This is a genomic window from Sporosarcina saromensis (assembly GCF_033253735.1).
In the GTDB taxonomy this organism is placed as follows: domain Bacteria; phylum Bacillota; class Bacilli; order Bacillales_A; family Planococcaceae; genus Sporosarcina; species Sporosarcina saromensis.
This window is the reverse complement of sequence record NZ_JAUBDI010000005.1, coordinates 160,722-180,742: the sequence shown is the minus strand read 5'-3', so window position 1 is coordinate 180,742 and position 20,021 is coordinate 160,722. Positions and strand designations below refer to the sequence as shown.

Below are 20,021 nucleotides of genomic sequence, written 5' to 3'. Positions count from 1 at the left end.
ATGAACTTATATACGTTGCTTAACAAGAGGTTGAAAGAATCAGGACCAATTCGAATAGGGGTCATCGGAGCAGGAAAGTTTGCTTCCATGTTTTTTACGCAAGCTGTGAATATGCCAGAATTCCATGTTGTCGCTGTAGCTGATTTGGATACTACACGTGCAAAAGACGCACTCAAGAGAACAGGATGGGATATGGGGCGAGTGACGACTTCGAATGTGAAAGAAGCTGTTTCTACAGGTCTGACAGCTGTCACCGATGACTCGAGCGAAATCATAGAAAATGAGCAAATTGAAGTCATTCTAGAGATAACTGGAAATCCAGCTGCAGGTGTGAGACATGCTCTTGCTGCTATCGAGAATGGAAAACACATTATTATGGTTAACGTTGAAGCGGATGTATTAGCCGGTCCTTTATTAAAAGAAAAGGCCGATGCAGCAGGTGTAGTTTACTCCATGGCTTATGGAGACCAGCCAGCTTTGATCTGTGAGATGGTGGACTGGTGTCGTGCTTCTGGCTTTGAGGTAATGGCTGCTGGGAAAGGGACCAAGTATCTGCCAGTGTATCGAGAGTCAACACCAGAAACTGTCTGGGATCACTACGGCTTTACCGAGGAGCAGTTGGCGACAGGCGATTTTAATCCTCAAATGTTTAACTCATTTCTAGATGGAACCAAATCAGCTATTGAAATGGCGGCAGTAGCAAATGGAACAGGTTTGATACCTCCTGATGAAGGGCTAACGTTCCCACCGGTATCGACAGATGAACTGCCTACAAAACTACGGCCAAGTAGCGAAGGTGGTGTTTTGTCTTCGAGTGGAACAGTGGAAGTCGTTTCGAGTTTGAATCTCGATGGTTCTGAAATTGCTAATGATCTTCGTTGGGGCGTTTACGTTACATTCAAAGCTCGTACTGAATATGCCATGCGCTGTTTTGGAGAATACGGGGTGAAGACAGACCCAAGTGGCAAGTATGCGTCGCTGTATCGACCTACTCACATGATTGGCATGGAACTTGGAATTAGTGTCGCATCTGCTGTTCTAAGGAACGAACCAACAGGTGCTCCGTCTGCTTTCGTTGGTGACGTTATTGCCGTTGCAAAGAAGGATCTTGAAATAGGAGAAGTGCTTGACGGGGAGGGCGGCTATTGTGTTACGGGCGTTTTAACTTCAGCGCGTAAATCGTTAGCGGAGGGTGCGCTACCGATTGGCTTAGCTAGTTCAGTAAAATTGAAAAAGCCCGTCGCTGCAGGAGAAATTGTAAGATGGGATGATATCGAGGAACCAAAAGATACGCCAGCATTACGTCTACGAAAAGAAATGGAACGCCGTACGCGAGGAGTGATTGAATGCGTGTAATAACAGCGTTAGGTCGAGCATTAGGGAAAATCCCTGGTGGTTTAATGATCATCCCTCTTTTCCTTGGAGCGATTGTCAATACATTCTTTCCTGAAGTTCTGGCGATTGGAGGCTTTACGACAAGCCTATTCAGGGATGGTACCGGTGCGTTATTAGGATTATTCTTTTTCTGTATGGGTGCTCAAATAAACTTTCGATCTACCGGTGTGACGCTCGAAAAAGGAGGCGCAATCCTTTTAGGGAAAGTAGGAATTGGAGTCGCTTTCGGGTTAAGTGTGGCTTTCCTAGTCCCAGGCGGAGTACTTTGGAGCCTTACGCCACTGGCAATCATTGCGGCAATGACGAATTCCAATTCAACGCTATATGTGGCACTTACAAAACAATATGGCAATCTAAGCGATCGGGGAGCCGTTTCCGTAATTGCTATTAATGATGGTCCGTTTTTCACGTTGGTCGCTCTTGGCGCAGCTGGACTAGCAGCTTTTCCGATAGAAATGTTAGTAGGCACGCTCCTTCCTTTATTTCTCGGATTTCTTGTTGGAAATCTCAGTGAAACTGCAAGAGAATTCGTTCGACCAGGTGAGGCACTGCTAATTCCTTTCTTAGGATTTGCTGTAGGCGTCGGGATTGATTTTGCGACTTTTGCGGAGGCTGGAATTCCTGGTGCGGCATTAGGTGTCGCTACGGTTATCTTTTCTGGAGGAGCTGCGATGGGCGTGCTCTGGTTGGTGCACGTCGCTCGACGCCGTCCGAAACCTGCACGCAATCTTATCGCGGGTGCAGCAGAAGCAACAACTGCTGGAAACGCAATTGCGACACCGGCAGCTATCGCCTTAGTAGATCCAACGTTTTCGGGGATAGCGGCTCTTGCAACGGCTCAAATTGCCGCTGCAACGGTAACAACCGCTTTACTCACACCCTTCTTAGTGACTTTTATCGCACGTTGGCAAGAACGCAGAGGGGTTGGTCCTAAACAGGAAGATGAATGGAATTTTGCTTCATCCAATCAACAAGCTGAATACCAAATTTTAAAGAAGAAAGGGTTAGAGTTATGACAATGAATGCGAATTTGAGAGAGAAGTTACAAAAAGGTGAAACTGCTTTTGGGCTTTGGGTCACTTCTGAAGAACCAGCAGTGAGCGAAGTGGCTGCGTTGCTCGGAATTGATTGGATTTGTGTCGATCTTGAACACGGTTATATCAATTATAAAGCGGTAGCAGGACATCTAACTGCGGCCAAGGGGTCTGGTATGTCGGTTTTTGTTCGACCACCAAGTCAAGATTTAGAAGCGATTAAACGGTCATTAGATATGGGCGCGCACGGAATTATTTTGCCTCTCGTAGATAGTGCAGATGAAGTCCGAAAAGCCTATGAACACTTTTACTATCCACCATTAGGGCGTCGAGGTCTTGGAGGAGAGCGTAGCGGGAAATGGGGATTAGGATTAGAAGAGTATGTAGCAAATGCAAATGATGAGTTAATGTTTGTGCCAATGATTGAAACGCAAAAAGCATACGATAATCTCGATGAAATCCTTGATGAGAAAGTTGAGACGATATTTTTAGGACCAGGCGATATGTCAGCAAGTCGAGGGGCAGTAGGCGAATGGGAAGGTCCAGGTGTCGCTGAAATAAACCTTGATATTCTACGTAGAGCTAAGGAGCGTGGCGTCGCATCAGGTATCGTAGCTCGCAGTACGGAAGAAGCGATATTGCGCAGGGACCAAGGTTTTGGTATGGTGTCTTTAGGTTCGGACATCGGTTTGATGATTAGACAAATCAGGTCGATGTCAGAAGCCTTAGGTAAAACAAGCGTTGGACATCGTTGGTTTTAAATTTAGTTATTGTTTGAACAACTAACTGAGGAGGATCACCATGGCGCATGTAAAAGCGGCAGTGCAATTCGAACCTGTTAACCCTAGTCTTCGTAATTCTGTTCCAGATACAGTTCAGCATCTAGTGCAGAGTATCTTCACTAGTAAGATTGAGCCTGGTGGAAAATTACCATCTGAGAGACAGCTTGTTGAAATGCTTGGAGTTACCCGCTCCACACTTAGAGAGTCGCTCAAAACGCTTGCGCTCATTGGAGTGGTTCAAATTCGCCAAGGCGACGGAACATACGTGAGTACGGAAACATCCTCCATGTTGTCGGAAGTCGTCTCATGGGGAATGCTATTAAATACTACTGAAGCGAGGCAACTTATCGAGGCGCGGTTTTATTTAGAAACAAGCCTTGCTGAATTGGCTGCAACCCGTATCAACGAACACGAATGCGCAGGATTGTTTGAACTTCTAAAGAAAATGGAAGATGTAGATTGTACGGATCAGGAATTTGCAGAGTATGACTCGGAGTTCCATCTTGACATCGCACGTGCAGCAAAAAATCCAGTGTTGTCTTCAACCCTTCAAAACACGAAATCACTTCTGCAAGCATGGGTTGAACGAGTCGTCGAAAATTCCACAAGTCGTGATTGGGTGATTGAACAACATCGTCAAATACTGCGGGCCTTAGAGAACCAAGATGCAACTGCGGCTAAAGAAGCAATGGAAGTACATTTACAAACGGTTACGAATAGGTTGCTATCATCGCTTAAAAATTAATTACTATAACGTAGGCAAGACTTAAAAAGAACGAATCCAAAGGTGTGCATAGCGGATTCGTTCTTTTTTGGGGTGTCTGTGCGTAATTGAATTCAGTTGATTCGCTACAATTACATATACATAAAGTCAAAATGTAGTAGTTGATAGGGTTGTGATTTTTTTATGTATATCCATCCCAATTGGTTGAATTATCATGAATGCTTCTTGCACAAGCGCTGGCAAAATCACAATACGGTGGAATAAAGGGCGAATTTATGTTATAATTTGGAAAAGAAGTGCATATACTAAAGACTACTCCTTTTTAGGTGAGGTGATTAGTATGTGTGATGAGGAGGATGTTGAAATGGCTACAGAGACAATCTTTCAACGGTTCACTCTTGATGAAGAAGCCTCAAGAAAAATTATTACGACCCCACGTACTCAAATCAGACACACAAACACTTTTAACGATATAAAGCTTACTAAATCAGAAAGAATTGCGAATGTAGCAAAAATATTGAATTATAGAAAATGTAAATAATTAGTTTATCGAGTTTACTTGATGCGTCTCAAGATGAGGCTGAAATTTATCAATACTTATTATCTTTTCAATGTGTCCAAAATGAAGATGTACAAAAATTTTTCACAAAAAGGCAATACACACTGAAAAAAGAGCTTTAACTCGTACAAGTCTAGTTGTGGATGACGAAAATAATAATGAGATAGTTGGTTACTTTACTCTCCTAGTAAAACCTTTTAACATTGCAGACGAAGTTTCTGGAGAATTAAGAAAGAAATTATCTGGTAATAAAAATACAGATGTTTTTAATTCTATTTTAATCGCTCAATTAGGAAAATCTGACTTATATAAAGGAAAGGTAAGTGGCAATGCCATCTTAGAATTCGCTTTGGAAAATTGCGAATTGGCTTATGATTTAGTAGGCTTACGAATTGTATGTGTAGAGTATGATGATGTCCCATATCTAAATGATTTTTACTTGAACAATGATTTTAAAATACTCCAAGTGAATTGCAACCAAAAAATTCTAGCCTATTTAAGATTTTAATACTAGATTATTTACTAATAAACACAAAATCCCATTCACAACCTGATTTTTGAGTGGGGTTTTTTAGGTGCCTGTGCGTAATTGAATTCGGTTATTTCAATAAATTCGTATGTATATAAGAGTTATCGTGAATGTATCTAGCCTAGGCACCTTCATGAAACGAGGAGGAGTATTATGAAACCTATAATGAGCAGAAGAGATCTAGTGGACAAAGAGGATATATGGAATGCAGTTGTATCAGTATTAAGCGATTGTGACTTAGATTCCAAAGATCCTGTTGTAAATGAAGCGTGTGTGGTGTTTCAATACTATTCTGAGCTTGAAAGTGGAGGACACGAAAGCTTACTGAACTGGTTTGAATCGTATATCAAAGAGATAAGCATAGACAGTTACATAAAGAAATTAATAGATACGCTTGAGAAAATAGGTGCACATGACTATGCAATCATTGTGAAAAATTATAGTCAAGAAATGTGGAGTTTGTACGTTGCTTTAAAAAATGGTGAGAATAAAGAAGATGCATTTTACGGTGTCATTGAAAAAGCTGACGAGCAATACCACAAACTTAATCAGAAGCTAGAAAATTTGTTAGAAACCTATTTTATGCGTATTTATACTGAGTTACTTGAAGTAGTTTAAGATTGAATCGAGAGCCTGTGCAACGTTGAATTCAGTTCATTTACTGCAATTGCATGTCTGAAAACATAAAGGGTGAAGTTGGTATGTTTGTATTTATTGGATGCAAATTGGTTAAATTCACGTAGTTTCCAGCACAGGAACCGTCAAAATATCTACACATTGCGATTCGTTTGGTCTCCTCAATCCCGTTCTGCATAGACAATATACCGTTGTGGTGCATTTCCAATATACGTGAATGGATAGCATGTGGATAACGTTAGTATTTCTTCTGGTGCTGTAGAACGGATGATTGTTGTATCATCTTCATCTACAATCTCCGTTCCTGTAATCGAATAGGTAAAGGTACCATGTGCCATTTTCACAATGATTGTATCTCCATTTTGCAAATTGTCCAAGCCAGTAAAGACTGTGTCCCTATGGCCTGACAATAGAATTTGATCTTTCTCTCCAGGATATACAGTATTCGTAAAATGACCAACACCATGCTTTAATGCTTCTTCGTCTGTCCCTTCAACGATTGGAAGCTCTTTATTGATAGCAGGAATCTCCAAAACACCAATTGTTTGACCATGTTGAAATGACAGTTCAGCTAGCTTTATTTCTGTTGCTTCTCTTTCTTCCAACTCCTTCTTTATACGGGCGAGTGCAGCTTTTTCTGATTGGTGTCCAGTCATTCGTTGAAGAGAGGCATATCCAATGATTACTAATCCAATTACTATCAGAATCAGAGCTGTTTTATTCAACAAAACGAACTACCTCCTGTGATCCAAGTATCAAATGGTACATGTCGATGAGGTCTTATGATCAATGACTCTAATCCAAAGAGTATTCTAAAAACAGACGAGCTACCAAGGCAGGGTATACCATGCATCGGTAGCTCTTAATAGTGTGTCTATACTTTGGATAGCCCTTTGAATTGATTTGCATTTCTATTGAGCAAGTTTCATTCGCTTATAAAAATTTATCAGCAATAACACAAAACCACTTATCGATAAAACTGAACCAAGCAACAGCAGATTAAATAGATTCGTCGATGTAGCCGGTAATCTAAAACCCGCTGAAGAACCGCTACTGCCTATTATTCCTTGAGCCCCGTCCTCAACAATTTTGCTATCTTTTCCTTCTGCGATAAAAGTCAGAACAAATGACGATTCAAGCCCTTGAAAATCATTTCCGAGATGCTCCGGAAAACGAATTGTGATAGCTAGTTGATCGTCACTAGCACTTTTGAGTTTTCTAGTCAGTTTAGATTGAAATTCCGATAATTTCCCTTGATACAATTCCTGGTTGTCTACTTTCACTTCAATCACTAGCTCATTAAACAACTTTTTTTCTCCAGTATTTCGCAACTGCATGTGGTAGTCAAAATCCCGAACCCCATTATTTTCAACTGTAATCGTTCGGGTTGCCCAGTCACCTGGCTTCATGTTCGCAATATTAAATAACGTATCTTTGGGTGAAAGTCTCATGTCTAAGACTTTTATTTCCGAACCGTCGTTGCCTGCTGCAAATACATGTAAAGGAAAGAAACCTAGTCCGCTAACCAATAATAATAGTAGAAAAGGTCGTAACAGTTTAATCATGTTAATGCCTCCTTATCTATCTAGACGGTCATTAAGGAAGTACTTCCTCTGCTGTCTTCGCCGACAAATTCCACTACCTTTTTTAAGACAGTTCAATTTGTGCAAGCACTTTCCGAAGTGTAACTACTGAAAAGATTAGCAATAAAAATCTAGGAATCAACAGTGAAAAAGCTCCATTTATTGACTGTGCGAAGTTGATAAAATATCTAGTGTACGGGACTGTGAAACCGATGTACTTCGTGACTCTATTTCGAGACAATACAGGGTTTATGTCTTCCGCATTGTTATCATCACCTTTTGTCCGATACAGTACAGAATCACCTTGGAAAGCATTCTGATCTTGACCATTATCTACGAAATCGCACTTGACGGTAAAATCTGAAGTACCAGCCTTCAGTCCATCAGGTTCTCCACCCAAGTTCGGCCCTAGTAAATCTCTATCCATAATGTCCGATTGACTTAGTTCTTTCATGTCGGCTGCAAAAGTACTATTATTCACTTCGACATCAGTGCAATAAGCATAAGTTCTTCTCTTGACACCTCACGATTAACTATGAAAGTTGAACTATATTTAGTATATACAGAGGAGAATAGTACATCCTCCCTCTATCGGATATTTTTCTGTATTTTAATATTCCACTATCGAGTAATCCCTATGGTATACTTTTGGTTATTTAGGTAAATTTCAATTAGGAATTGACAGGTTTAGAATCCGACTTTGCTCAAGTATCAAAAGAAGGAATCCACAGGATACGAGGAAAAAATTAACGAGTTTGCTAGGTTGACAGTGTTTATGTCAAATGGTATTCTCTTCTTATAACACCCTTTCCTAAGGTTTTGCTTTAGGAAAGAACCTGATAGTGTCGTTGGGAAAAGCGGCACTATCAGTCCCTAAAAAATAAATGATCATCTGCAATCAATCATATAGCAAACCAATGGAAGTACCCCAAGAGTTATAACAATGCCTAGATAGGTATTGTTTCTCTTGGGGTTTTTTCATTTTAATAGTGATTTTCAAAGGGTTGTACATTTGTGTTTGGAAATGCCGACTTAATTAATATCGGTTGTATTCAATTACGACAAGTACTTAGCGAGTGAGCGACCTATTAAAAAGGTTGAGAAAAGGAAATTCTTCACCTTGTCCGCATGTAGGTCCAATAACGCTTCTGAAGTACTTACCTGTTCGCGATAAGCTTTCACAAGAAAGTCCGAAAATTGTTTGACGTATGAAGCGTTAGTCTAATAGGCGAAAAGGTGAACTGCTTTAACAAACGCCTGCTCATTTCACTATTTCTGCATCGCTACAAATAAACGTACAAATGACTTTTTTTATGCGAGATAAAAACATAGCCAACTTGAAAATGAAACAAAACATTACTTGCAGAGAATCACGGATATACCAAAGCGTGTATTTCGATTGAAGGCATAAAACATTAACGTCGAGAGGGGAAGACATTGATGTAAAGATGTCCGACTCAAATCCAATGATTAGCTTTTAGGAATGAAGCAAATATGCCGCCAAGTGATGTAATACTAGGATTAGAAAATGACAAGAGCTATCTATGGCTAAACAGAGTGGGTGAAATTTTCTTCAACCCATCCGAAGCTCTCTTACCTGAGTGGGGTTGTTATTATATCCAAAATACCATACATTCCTCTCACATCATCTACTAAATCACCATTAAGATACACTTGACCAATCGTGTAGTAACCTTGTCCAGTTGGATACAAATGTAGCGTAACAAGGGATGGATGACCAGGCCTTATTTCTCCTGCATAGTATCCCCCTACACTAACAAACTGGTCGTGATTTTCCCAGATCAGATCATCAAACAGATTTTCACTAAAGATTTGCCCAATGGTAAACTCCGGTATTTCATTTAGCCTACCATTTACAACATCTACTGCCCAAGAACCCATACTTTCATACTCAATTATTTCTATATCATCTTCATACTCCCATTCTGAATAATAATCACTATCTTCTTCATTTTGAAACATGTCATAAGCTTGCTGATAAACCGGAATCATTTGTTGAACTTCATTTGAAATGTTAGATTCTGAAGAAATCATTTTCAATATGTTTAAAGCTGCTTCATAGTTTCCACTGTCAAAATAAGCTACTGCATCAATGAATAAATTTTCTTCAAACGCTGCCATATTTAGTTTCTTATTGTCATTTATCAGCGATATGAAAATCATTATACATCCTGACATCAACAATAGAAGACTTAATTTACCAGTCCCAATAAGAAGATCTAGTACCTTCATGAGTGGATTTCCAAACATTAACTTTATCTCAGATTGAACTTTTTTTTCCGCTTTACGATAATTTACATTTGGATATTGGTTTGTATAAGTGTTCACTGTACTATTACCTATGCGGTAAATTATATGTTCCTGCCTATTTTCTTTCGCTACATGGTAAAGATAATGGGTTTTTACTACTTGTCTAATTCTCCAACCTTTTCGCATGTGCTTCAGTAAGTTGTACATCAGGATTAGTATTACAATACAAACAGTTATTTCAATAAAACTAGTTTTCACTATATCAATCAGTAATCTACCATAGTAGTAAAGAGGGCCGGCTTTACCTGCAAGGTTTTCCAAGAGAAATTCTTTTCCGAGTGAATCTTCAACTATCTGTCCTGTAAAAGAATCTAATGCTACTGATTCACCAAATTTCATCCTGACTTCTTGGATATAGGGAATCACTTTGGATGGCCATATCAGTTTCGGAATATAGATTAGACTCAACGCAGCAGTAAATCCTAAAACAGATTTTACTAACGAAGTAAGCCAATTACCGTTGTAATAATACTTGTCCGATTGGTAACGAACAAATATGGATAATAATAAACCACCGGCTAAGCCTCCTAAGTGACCTGCAATTGATATTCCAGGAACAAAGGCCGTGAATAATATATTGATCCACAATAGATTCCATATCCAACTTTTTAAATCTTCATCAATGTGTGGGTGTCTTTTTAATAGTAATCCTACATACAACCCTATTAAACCATAACCCGATCCAGATGCTCCTCCAACAAAAACATCTGTCCCAGAAAACATCAAAACAAACAAACCACCAACCATGCCTGTTACAATAAACAAGAAGGTGTATTTGAATGGACCATATACTCTTTCAAGGAATGGTCCTGCCACAACTATCATACTTAGATTCATTAACAGATGTATTGGTCCACCAATTTGGAGAAATGTGTAGCTAATTAATCTGTAGAGATCATCAGTTGTCGCATCTTGAGGACTAATTGCTCCAAATAGTCGAGCCGTTTTATAATCTGTCGGTCCGTCCCCGTAAATATATGACGCTAAGAATGATGCAACTAATAATACTGTTAGAAGAGTTGTTGCCGGTGCTTTTCTAAAAATTTCTTTAACCGTTTCGAGATCAAGGTTATTTATCGCATCCTTAATTCCTTGCATATCAAACATTTTGTCATTCACTCTCTTCAAGTTTCTATGCTAAAAGCTATGTGAAAAATAATTTTAGCACGAAATTTTAGTTAATAATAACCACAACTATATTATCATGAAATCAGTTTAGAATACTACTTAACTTATTTGTATAAAACAAGTCAACTTTTCTTGTATTTTGATTGTAGAATGGACTTCTAGAATCGTGTGCAAAGTAATTAAGAAACAATTTTTTACTGTGTGGTTTGCTGGAAATTCTGAGTTGTTTCAACTTGGCAACCTCGAATGTTCACAAATTAATTGTTCCAATAAATGAAATAGATGTGCGTGTTGTGTAAAATAAAGTGTACATCACCACAAATTATACAATGACCACTCAGTTAGGAGCAGCTTACTATGATAGATTGGCAATGGCCTGAAATCGACGCACTTGAAAACGATGGTAAGTGGATAGAAGCAAAATCACTCATGATGAATCAATGGAATCAAAATCCTTATGATTTGAAAACTACTATTCGACTTGGGTTCTTCTGTTGGTATTTTCTAACTGAAGAGGAGCCGTTGGAAGTTGAAGATTTGAATGTCGAGGAATTGGCGACCTTGCTAAATCAAATTACAGACTTTGGCTTAACTAATTTTATGACAAATGAGGAATTCCTGTGGTGTTTCGGTTATATGATTTCACTTTTTCCGTATTACTTTGGAGAGTATGCGTGTTGGCAAGCAAAAGGCGATTCTATGTTGAAAAGTGCTGTTGAACTTTCTCCTAGAGAACAGGTGTATACATATACGTACCTTGCCGCTCACTCGAATCCGGATGGCAAATTAGTAAAAGAAGAGTTCCGAAAGCTTCAAGTTATTGTAGAAGATAGATTTCGAGGAGAAGGATTGTTATCAGTATACTTTAAAGATGTGTGGAGTTGTTAAAGCTAACTCTACCTTAAAAACGCCCTTATCCGTTACAGATAGGGCGCATTTGTTTCATCCAATTTTTGTGTCTGCGTTCGGGATGAAACGCGTATGCTTTGCGAGGATCCATTGATTGCCTCCACCGTTAAACCAGCCATTTTCTAAAGCATATACTACGTACTTTTCACCAACGTTTAAATTTCGAACGATCTCACTCAAGTATGACGGTTCTTTCCGTAATACTGTATGATCTAGTACTTCGACAATACCTATACCACGATTACTAGGTGGCTCCACTGTAATATCGGAGGGCTTATTGTTTGGCTTGGACTTTATCCCGAAATATTCCGCCAGGCCGTCTGCTACTGCATACCCTTGTGCCTGTAATTTATCCTGATTGCGCAAAGCTATAATATCTGTTGTGCTGTCCATAAATCCTCCCTCTGTCAAGAGCGCAGGCATTTTTGAATAGCGAACAATATACCAGTTCGCACGTTTTACGCCTCGATTCCGTAAGCTCATCGCCTTTACGATTTTTGGATTAATGATTTGAGCTAATTCAACGGAAGTTTTACTTGCGTTGTTTGCTACGTAAGTTTCTATTCCTCCATGGTTGTTCCAAACGCCTCTAAGCGCGTTGTGATGAAAGGACACTAATACATCAGCGTTCCAATCATTGGCTTTTTTCACCCGATCACTCAAAGACACATCTATCTCCCCAGTAGGATCGTCCAATCGAAGGATTTGCACATCTTGATACGTGCTTAATCGCTCTACACAAGCAAGCAATACCGCATTATTAAACGACCATTCTCGCTCTCCATCTGGTGAGCGTTTCCCGGGTGTATTTTTACCGTGCCCAGCATCCAGTGCAATTCTAACCATTATTCTAACCTCCCTCCTCTTTTTATTTCTATGAAAGTATAAGATTCGATGTACAGGCTATAGACAGGCGTAAATATGAAAAACAGAAGTTTACATGAGTAAGATAGGTCTCTTAGTAATAGGTAGGAAGCAAAAATAGCTTTGTTATCCGCAATTATTAGGCATAAAGGTAATGCAATTGTCCCGTCACTCACTATATAGCGCTGGCCAGTTTAATTGGATACAAAAGACAAAGATATGTATTTGGTTAAATGCTTACCTTATTGCAATAAAGAGGTACTTATTTATTATTCATAACAATTCAAATTTTTAATTAAATAATCCTCGAAACATTTGTCCGTAATTTTTTATTGCTACTTAATACTCAGACTGTGCAAGCGTGAAAAGGATAAATGCTTTATAAACTAGACTTTAATAAATCTGCAAAATCTAACTACTATGCACTTGATAATTTTAGCGGGATTGTTAATTTTCAAATGAAATATTTATTATTGTCTTTACTAATATTGGTTTTATTTACTTGTTTTCTAAAGGAAATTTAAAACCAAATTAGAGGATTAGTTCGTTCTGAATACTAAGTATTTGAAGGTTGTACTTTGTTTTTTCTAATAAATTTAATTATGAATAATCAGTATAGATGAATAACAAATATGGTGATACTTAAAGGAAAAATGGTAATGAAATATGATATGATAAAATAAATTTATTTATCATTTACTGTCGTTGGACTAGTAGAAAGAGGGGTTTTATGTCTGATTTGAGAGTGACTCCTAAAAAGTTCAGACCAGAACTAGAAGGTGTTAGAGCAGTTGCAGCATTGTTAGTAGCTGTGTATCATATTTGGCTTGGTCGAGTTTCTGGAGGCGTGGATATATTCTTTGTTGTATCCGGCTATTTAATTACTACATCATTAATATCTAGAATATTACGCGATCAGCGCATTCAATTTTCGGACTTTTACTTAGGGTTGGCGCGCAGGTTATTTCCACTAGCGTTTACAGTAATCTTCATATCCACATTACTATCCATCTTCATCTTACCTAAAACGGTTTGGTCAGAAACAATAGCACAAGTTTTTGCTTCAATCTTTTATATGGAGAATTGGCAGCTAGCGTGGAATTCTGTAGATTATTTAGCTCAAAATAACGAAGCGAGTCCATTTCAGCATTTTTGGGCACTCTCTTTACAAGGGCAATTCTATCTGACATGGCCATTATTAATAACTATTGTCTATATTATTGCTAAAAAAATATTTCGTACGCCTGTTCGAAAAACATTGCTTGTCGTCTTAATATTGATGTTTGCAGTTTCGCTTACATACTCGATTTACCTAACGAATGTTAATCAGCCATATGCGTATTTTAATACTTTTGCCAGAGTATGGGAGTTTAGTTTGGGGGGGATTTTAGCGTTATTACTTCCTTACATAAAACCAATAAAGGTAATTAGTGTGGTAATCGGATGGCTCGGGTTGTTAATTATTTTACTTACCGGTATCATTTTTTCAGTATCTTCCATGTTTCCTGGTTATGTAGCGTTATTGCCACTTACTGGGGTAATATTTATTATTATTTCAGCGGAAAATACAACTAGTTTCGGCGTTGCACGTCTACTTAGTTCAAGACCATTACTTTACTTTGGTGGGATTTCATATGGATTTTACTTATGGCATTGGCCGATATTAATATTCTATTTTGAAGTGTTTGATAAGGAAGTAGTTCCATTTTTCCATGGTTTGATCTTATTACTCATTTCATTTATTTTAGCAACCATCACAATCCATTTTATTGAAAAACCAATACGTGCGTTATCTATTCATCAGCACAAAAAGATAGTAGTGAAATATGTTGCTTCCTTTACTGGGACAGTCCTGCTTTTGACAGTGTCGTGGAGTAGTTATTTACATTTACTAGAGAAAGACATGAAATATGAAATGAGTGACTATCCAGGCGCTCTTGTTATTTCGGATGCGGTCAAAGCGACAAAAGGAATTGAACCATACCCTAATTTACTTACTCTTGACAAGGACTTACCACATTTTTATGAAGATCCTAATTGCTATTCTGCGATGTCGGAAGGTGGAAGAGTGAAAGAGTGTATATTTGGAGAGCTGGAAAATCCAGATTTAACGATTGCACTTGTCGGCGGTTCTCATTCCGGACATTGGTTCCCAGCTCTTGAAGAAATAGCGGATAATCGTCGTATCCAGTTAAAAGTACTCAACAAAGATGCTTGTCGATTCTCGACGGATGATTTCGGGGGAAGAGAATCATGCGAAGAATGGAATGAAAATGTAACAAAGTATTTAAAAGAGGATCCAGTTGACATCATTTTCACCACATCAACTGTTGGAGCAGGAGACCATGTGCCTGAAGGATATTTAGAAAAGTGGAAAGAGTTTGAAGGTATTAGTGAGATTTTTGCAATTCGTGACAATCCACGGATGCCTAAAGATGTACGTTCATGTTTAGAGAAAAATGTAAAGAATCCTTCTAAGTGTGGTAAGACCAGAGATAAAGCGCTCTCCAGTAATATTCCGTGGTCGTCACTTGATAATAAACCACCGAATGTAACATTTGGCGATTTGTCTGATTATTTTTGTGTTGGAAAGAAATGTTCACCTGTAATAGGAAATGTGTTTGTATATCGAGATGCTCACCATCTTACTGCAACCTATGCAAAAACTCTTTCTAAAGCATTAGAGGCTGAAATGAATCCATTGATTGAGCGGTTACAAAAAAAGGACAGAAAATAATGTTCTTACCCAAGAGCCTTGGAATTTTACTCATGTAAAGTTTCAAGGCTCTGTTTTGACTTTATCGAAATATACGTACATGTGGAATGCAAAAGTGCTTCATGTCCGACAGCTTTGGCGCAAAGTATTAAAATGCTAATCTGTCAAAGGTATTCAGCACGACCAGGAATTCCCTAAAGAAAATCCCAATTGGACAAAGTGTCTAATGAGATTTATGCAAAGTAGACAGAATAATAGATGAATAAAAAGTGTTTCTACAATATGATGATAGAAATACCGAAATAATCGGAGGTGTTTTGGAAGCGTTTACAAAGTTGGGGTTTGTATGAAGGAAAGCAGTTAAGAATCACGGATACCATTCAAACGAGGGGGAGATTGAATGAAAGCGACGTTTAGAACGCCAAAAACGAAAAAAGGAAGGTTTGGTCTACTAGCCATTCTATTCATTGTTCTGCTAGGGAGTTGGCCTGTTATTCCACTCTTGAATAATGAAACGATACTCTTTGGCATGCCGCTACTAATGGTTTGGTCAGTTTTTTTAATTATTTTAACGACCACCACGCTTGTCGTCCTGAATAAGATAGGGGTGAATGACTGATGGCACAGTGGATTCCTTTAATCATTACAGTTTCCTATATGGTCATTGCAGTTTGGCTTGGTTTTGGGGCGGGCAAAGGGCGCAACATGAACAAAGTGGAAGAATGGGGCGTAGGTGGAAGAAGTTTGGGGCCGCTCGTTATGTATTTACTTGTCGGTGCGGGTGGAATTAGTGCTTATACGTTTATGGGTGCACCCGGATGGGCTTATTCCAAAGGTGTGCCGGTTCTGTATGTTGTGATTTACTTAACGTTCATGGGAATCACTGCTTGGTACCTCGGGCCGAAAGTTTGGAGTCTCGGTGTGAAATTTAACCATGTGACGCAAGGGGCGGCCATTACACATCGCTACGAAAGCCCAGCATTAGGTGCTTTGGCGTCATTCGTTACGTCTATCGGCGTGCTTGCTTATGCTGTACTTCAAACAACGGGTTCTGCTTACATTTTGAACGTAATGAGTCATGGAAAGATTCCAGTTTGGCTCGGAGTTATTCTTTCGCTTGCCGTTATTTCAATTTATCTTTTCCGAAGTGGCTTACGTGCAATTGGGATTACAAATGCTTTCCAAGGTGGGCTCATGTTCATCGTATCTTGGGCATTTGGACTATGGGTTGTCAAACAGTTCACGGGAGGTTATTCGTTCGGCCCTGTTTTTGAACGGGTTCGAGAGGAAGCCCCTCAATTCCTTACACTACCAGGCAATTTAGGTGACATGGGCTTTGCATTTTGGACAACTTCCATTCTAATTTCAATGGTTTCTGTTTGGCAAACGCACTGGATTCAATGGATGGGTGCTGATAGCAGGAAATCGATTCGCAATGCAGCCACGATGCTCCCAACCTATTATATCGTCTGCATACCTATGCTCGTTGTTGGTTTCATCGGGATTTTTGTCTACCCGTCGTTGGCAAAGGCGGATACGGTCGCAATCCAAATGGCGATGGACAACATGCCGGTGTTCCTTGCCGGTTTGTTAGGTGCGGGGACACTTGCAGCTGCAATGTCTTCGAGTGAACCTTGTATCCATTCAACGGCGCTGAGCTATAGTAAAGATGTCATTCAACCAATTTTTAAACTATCTGACGAAAAAGCAGGTAAAATGACGCGCTGGCTCATCTTCCCGATTATGGGGCTTATTGTTGCACCTATTTCCATTATGCAACCGGCAAGTCTTGTGTACATTTTACTAATTGGGTATGGCTTCATTGGGCAAGCGTTTCCCGCACTCGTCGGTATGTTCTTTTGGCCGCGTGCGACAAAGCAAGGTGCATTATGGGGCTTGGCAGCCGGTTTCGTTGTTACGCTACTGTTTTCGGTATGGTTCCCACATCCATTAGGCATCCACGCTGGAATATGGGGACTCTTTATCAACTTGCCAATTTTCTTTGTCGTATCTTTATTAACCAAGGAAGTTTCAAAGGAAACTGTTGAGGATTTCTTCCCTGATATGGTTGAGGAACTGTATGAAGAAGTACCGAAAAGCGTTTCAAAACCAGTTTCCATTTGACACCATTAGAAAGGGGTTTTCGGAAGTGGCAAAGGAATTATTGATTAACGGTGAAGTCATTACGGTGAATGCCAATGATGAGATTGTAGAAGCCGTTGCAATCGAAAACGGAAAGATTACGGCAGTGGGAACGACGAAAGAAATATTGCAACTCCAAGATGAAGAAACAAGAGTGACGGACCTTGCGGAGCGGACACTTATGCCAGGTATCATTGAATCGCATATTCATACAACGATGTACGGGGCGAATGTACTTGCTGTGTCGTGTAAGGATCCTGAAATACGTACGTTGGCAGCGCTTTTGCAGAAGTTGAAGCAACATGCTTCCACTATTCCAGCAGGGCAGTGGGTACGCGCATGGGGATTTAATGAAACGTCAATTGAAGAGGGGCGATTTCCGACACGTGAAGAGCTAGATCTTGTGACCGATCAGCATCCCGTAATGGTCATTCGTGCATGCGGGCATTTATCCGCAGTGAATAGTGAAGGGCTAGCAATCGGAGGCATAACGCGCAACACCCAAAATCCCGAAGGTGGAGAAATTGGACGGAGAGCAGACGGTGAGCCAGACGGTCGTCTAATTGAAACTGCCCATATGGAGTTGTATCAGTTGGCAGCCCATACACGGGATGAAATGCGTGAAGCCCATCGTGTCGCATCCGCTCACTTTGCTGAGAAAGGCATTACGTCAATCCATGATGCAACCGGCTATGGCCTACAAAACATTGAAGCACTTCGGGAAGATGCGATGTCGGGTGTCATTGCACAGCGCGTATATGCAATGGTCGGTGCGTTGAATAAACCGGAAGAAGTCGTTCGCCATTATATGCAACTAGACATTTGCACAGGTGAGGGGGACGAGCATTTTAAATATGGTCCGGTTAAGATGTTCCTGGACGGCTCAAGTAGTGGGCCGACGGTATGGACGACAGCGCCTTATACGAGTGATTCTGGAAATTACGGGATTCACTATTTAGCGCAAGAAGAGCTAGATGCGCTGTTCATACCAGCACATGAAAAAGGATGGCAAGTTACTGCGCATGCACAAGGGGATGCGGCAATTGACCAACTGCTCAATACAATTGAGAAGGCGCTTCAACTGCATCCACGAGAAGACGCCCGTCATCGTATCGAACATGCAGGTCTCGTCCGAGAAGATCAACTACAACGAATGAAAGCGTTAGGTGTTATTCCTACGCCGAACCCTACATTTTTTAGTGAATATGGAGATGGCTATGTAACAAATTATGGCGATCGAGCGCAGCGCATGTATCCGCTTGCGAGCTACTACAGAAATGGGATTCCGGCAACGATTACGGCAGACTGCCCGGTTGCCGACTTTAACCCGATGCGAGGAATCCATAGTGCTATGACACGGAAAGCACCTTCAGGGCAAGTCATCGGTGAAGACGAACAGATTCGTTTGTTACAAGCTATTCGTGGCTATACGCTCCATGCTGCAAATGCGAGTTTTAGTGAAAAAGAGACAGGCTCAATAGAAGTAGGGAAGTTTGCAGATCTCGTCATACTTGACCGGTCAATCTTGTCAGCTGAAGTAGATGAAATCTTGGGAATTAAAACAGATCGGACGATTATCGGCGGAGAGACGGTCTATTTGCGAAGTAAGGAGCCGGTAAACGTATGAAAGCAATAAAAAGCATTCAGCACATTACGCTAACGGGTTCTCCTTATGCAGTTGGTCGCGGTCATGGGGAGCAAGGAAAAAAGGAAATCCATCGAAGTCTTGAAACGTATGAAGCGCTGTTTAAAGGATACACGGGTATGAAGTGGAAAGAAGTGCGCGAGAAAGCGATGACGCATCATGACGCGATTGCAGCTTTTCGTCCTGCCTATCTTGAAGAGATGCAAGGGATTGCGGATGCAGCAGGTGTCCAATTCGAAGACATCTTGACGTTAAATGCAAGAAGTGAAATTGCCCTTACGTCTACTCCGGATGGGTGCACATCGTTCGCCATACAACGTGGCGCGAATACGTGGCTCGGTCAGAATTGGGATTGGAAAGGAAGTCAAATTGACGCGTTGCTTGACGTGCATATCGAACTGGAAGGAAAACCGAACATCCGGATGATCACGGAAGGTGGGATTATCGGGAAAATTGGAATGAACGCAGCCGGTATTGGTGTCTGTTTGAATGCTCTATTAACCCGTACGTGGCAGCCCAAAATACCGCTCCATCTTAGTTTACGAGCTGTTCTTGAATCGCACTCGTTTGAGGAGGCAGTCGCTGTAGTGAATGGAAATGTAGCTTCACCTGCCCATTTCCTCATCGCTTCAAGGGAAGGTGGAATGGCTGGTATGGAAGTGTCGCCAATTCGAACAGCGATGATTGAACCCGTGGACGGAATGGTGGTGCATACAAATCATATATGTCAAACGCAATTACAAGAAGTAGTGGCAGACTTTCCAATTGACGATTCTGTTCCGCGCTTACAGCGGATGCAAACACTACTGCGAGAGATGAAGGAGGATGTGGAACAGGAAAATTTGTTCCACATCTTAGCAGATCATCACGGATACCCTGATTCCATTTGTAGGCATGTCAATGAAAGGAATCCTGCGCATACCCAAATGGAAACAGTATTTAGCATCGTCATGTGCTTGACGGAAGGAACATTTGAATACAAGGTTGGGCATCCGTGTCATGCGGGCGTGCTTTAAGTGCACAGACAAAAAATTACAGAGGCTA

18 protein-coding genes are annotated in these 20,021 nt (G+C 40.3%); 13 read left to right on the top strand and 5 right to left on the bottom strand.

The window, feature by feature from the left end; translation table 11 throughout:
* The 7 genes from QT711_RS08015 to QT711_RS07985 all read left to right on the top strand — a co-directional run bounded on the left by QT711_RS08015 (position 1) and on the right by QT711_RS07985 (position 5,641).
* On the top strand, positions 1–1,356 hold the full coding sequence (locus QT711_RS08015) for an NAD(P)H-dependent oxidoreductase (RefSeq protein ID WP_317943273.1): 1,356 nt from the start codon (positions 1–3) through the stop codon (positions 1,354–1,356).
* Positions 1,347–2,411 (top strand): 2-keto-3-deoxygluconate permease, encoded by a 1,065-nt coding sequence (locus QT711_RS08010; RefSeq protein WP_317943271.1) that lies wholly within the window; start codon positions 1,347–1,349, stop codon positions 2,409–2,411. Before QT711_RS08015 ends, QT711_RS08010 begins: the two co-directional genes overlap by 10 nt.
* The gene (locus QT711_RS08005) at positions 2,408–3,190 is read left to right on the top strand and encodes an HpcH/HpaI aldolase family protein (RefSeq protein ID WP_317943269.1); all 783 of its coding nucleotides are present in this window, start codon (positions 2,408–2,410) and stop codon (positions 3,188–3,190) included. Before QT711_RS08010 ends, QT711_RS08005 begins: the two co-directional genes overlap by 4 nt.
* A 40-nt stretch (positions 3,191–3,230) precedes the next feature.
* Positions 3,231–3,956 (top strand): FadR/GntR family transcriptional regulator, encoded by a 726-nt coding sequence (locus tag QT711_RS08000; RefSeq protein ID WP_317943268.1) that lies wholly within the window; start codon positions 3,231–3,233, stop codon positions 3,954–3,956.
* Positions 3,957–4,299: 343 nt separating this feature from the next.
* Complete coding sequence (locus QT711_RS07995; RefSeq protein WP_317943266.1) at positions 4,300–4,476, top strand: hypothetical protein; 177 nt, start codon at positions 4,300–4,302, stop codon at positions 4,474–4,476.
* 157 nt (positions 4,477–4,633) lie between these two features.
* A complete protein-coding gene (locus QT711_RS07990) occupies positions 4,634–5,002 on the top strand; it encodes an acetyltransferase (protein WP_317943264.1) in 369 nt (122 codons plus the stop codon).
* 174 nt (positions 5,003–5,176) lie between these two features.
* On the top strand, positions 5,177–5,641 hold the full coding sequence (locus QT711_RS07985; protein WP_317943263.1) for a DMP19 family protein: 465 nt from the start codon (positions 5,177–5,179) through the stop codon (positions 5,639–5,641).
* Positions 5,642–5,820: 179 nt separating this feature from the next.
* On the opposite strand, the gene QT711_RS07980 is transcribed toward QT711_RS07985, so the two are convergent.
* From QT711_RS07980 to QT711_RS07965, 4 genes are all read right to left on the bottom strand, one after another.
* Positions 5,821–6,387, bottom strand: coding sequence for a class D sortase (locus tag QT711_RS07980; protein WP_317943261.1), 567 nt, complete (start codon positions 6,385–6,387; stop codon positions 5,821–5,823).
* Between the two features lie 183 nt (positions 6,388–6,570).
* Positions 6,571–7,224, bottom strand: coding sequence for a hypothetical protein (locus QT711_RS07975; protein WP_317943259.1), 654 nt, complete (start codon positions 7,222–7,224; stop codon positions 6,571–6,573).
* An 82-nt stretch (positions 7,225–7,306) separates the two neighbouring features.
* A complete protein-coding gene (locus tag QT711_RS07970; RefSeq protein ID WP_317943257.1) occupies positions 7,307–7,723 on the bottom strand; it encodes a TasA family protein in 417 nt (138 codons plus the stop codon).
* A gap of 1,112 nt (positions 7,724–8,835) precedes the next feature.
* On the bottom strand, positions 8,836–10,692 hold the full coding sequence (locus tag QT711_RS07965) for a rhomboid family intramembrane serine protease (protein ID WP_317943293.1): 1,857 nt from the start codon (positions 10,690–10,692) through the stop codon (positions 8,836–8,838).
* A 366-nt stretch (positions 10,693–11,058) separates the two neighbouring features.
* On the opposite strand from QT711_RS07965, the gene QT711_RS07960 reads away from it, so the two are divergent.
* Positions 11,059–11,589 (top strand): hypothetical protein, encoded by a 531-nt coding sequence (locus QT711_RS07960; protein WP_317943255.1) that lies wholly within the window; start codon positions 11,059–11,061, stop codon positions 11,587–11,589.
* A gap of 54 nt (positions 11,590–11,643) precedes the next feature.
* Here QT711_RS07960 and QT711_RS07955 read toward each other — a convergent pair whose 3' ends face one another.
* Positions 11,644–12,456, bottom strand: coding sequence for an N-acetylmuramoyl-L-alanine amidase family protein (locus QT711_RS07955; RefSeq protein ID WP_317943253.1), 813 nt, complete (start codon positions 12,454–12,456; stop codon positions 11,644–11,646).
* A gap of 748 nt (positions 12,457–13,204) precedes the next feature.
* On the opposite strand from QT711_RS07955, the gene QT711_RS07950 reads away from it, so the two are divergent.
* From QT711_RS07950 to QT711_RS07930, 5 genes are all read left to right on the top strand, one after another.
* Positions 13,205–15,211 carry an acyltransferase family protein gene (locus QT711_RS07950; protein WP_317943251.1) on the top strand — a complete coding sequence of 669 codons (2,007 nt, stop codon included), beginning with the start codon at positions 13,205–13,207 and terminating at the stop codon, positions 15,209–15,211.
* Positions 15,212–15,590: 379 nt separating this feature from the next.
* On the top strand, positions 15,591–15,809 hold the full coding sequence (locus QT711_RS07945; protein ID WP_317943249.1) for a hypothetical protein: 219 nt from the start codon (positions 15,591–15,593) through the stop codon (positions 15,807–15,809).
* Positions 15,809–17,314 (top strand): sodium:solute symporter family protein, encoded by a 1,506-nt coding sequence (locus tag QT711_RS07940; protein WP_317943247.1) that lies wholly within the window; start codon positions 15,809–15,811, stop codon positions 17,312–17,314. Before QT711_RS07945 ends, QT711_RS07940 begins: the two co-directional genes overlap by 1 nt.
* Before the next feature lie 25 nt (positions 17,315–17,339).
* Positions 17,340–18,959 carry an amidohydrolase gene (locus QT711_RS07935; protein ID WP_317943246.1) on the top strand — a complete coding sequence of 540 codons (1,620 nt, stop codon included), beginning with the start codon at positions 17,340–17,342 and terminating at the stop codon, positions 18,957–18,959.
* Positions 18,956–19,993: a C45 family peptidase gene (locus tag QT711_RS07930; RefSeq protein WP_317943244.1), complete on the top strand. Its 1,038-nt coding sequence runs from the start codon at positions 18,956–18,958 to the stop codon at positions 19,991–19,993. The genes QT711_RS07935 and QT711_RS07930 overlap by 4 nt, the downstream gene beginning before the upstream one ends.
* Positions 19,994–20,021 lie beyond the last annotated feature (28 nt).

What these genes read in the sequence shown, in the direction of transcription:
- QT711_RS08015 (WP_317943273.1), top strand. Translation starts at nt 1, where the DNA reads ATGAACTTATATACGTTGCTTAACAAGAGGTTGAAAGAATCAGGACCA.
- QT711_RS08010 (WP_317943271.1), top strand. Translation starts at nt 1,347, where the DNA reads ATGCGTGTAATAACAGCGTTAGGTCGAGCATTAGGGAAAATCCCTGGT.
- QT711_RS08005 (WP_317943269.1), top strand. Translation starts at nt 2,408, where the DNA reads ATGACAATGAATGCGAATTTGAGAGAGAAGTTACAAAAAGGTGAAACT.
- QT711_RS08000 (WP_317943268.1), top strand. Translation starts at nt 3,231, where the DNA reads ATGGCGCATGTAAAAGCGGCAGTGCAATTCGAACCTGTTAACCCTAGT.
- QT711_RS07995 (WP_317943266.1), top strand. Translation starts at nt 4,300, where the DNA reads ATGGCTACAGAGACAATCTTTCAACGGTTCACTCTTGATGAAGAAGCC.
- QT711_RS07985 (WP_317943263.1), top strand. Translation starts at nt 5,177, where the DNA reads ATGAAACCTATAATGAGCAGAAGAGATCTAGTGGACAAAGAGGATATA.
- QT711_RS07975 (WP_317943259.1), bottom strand. Translation starts at nt 7,224, where the DNA reads ATGATTAAACTGTTACGACCTTTTCTACTATTATTATTGGTTAGCGGA.
- QT711_RS07960 (WP_317943255.1), top strand. Translation starts at nt 11,059, where the DNA reads ATGATAGATTGGCAATGGCCTGAAATCGACGCACTTGAAAACGATGGT.
- QT711_RS07955 (WP_317943253.1), bottom strand. Translation starts at nt 12,456, where the DNA reads ATGGTTAGAATTGCACTGGATGCTGGGCACGGTAAAAATACACCCGGG.
- QT711_RS07950 (WP_317943251.1), top strand. Translation starts at nt 13,205, where the DNA reads ATGTCTGATTTGAGAGTGACTCCTAAAAAGTTCAGACCAGAACTAGAA.
- QT711_RS07945 (WP_317943249.1), top strand. Translation starts at nt 15,591, where the DNA reads ATGAAAGCGACGTTTAGAACGCCAAAAACGAAAAAAGGAAGGTTTGGT.
- QT711_RS07940 (WP_317943247.1), top strand. Translation starts at nt 15,809, where the DNA reads ATGGCACAGTGGATTCCTTTAATCATTACAGTTTCCTATATGGTCATT.
- QT711_RS07930 (WP_317943244.1), top strand. Translation starts at nt 18,956, where the DNA reads ATGAAAGCAATAAAAAGCATTCAGCACATTACGCTAACGGGTTCTCCT.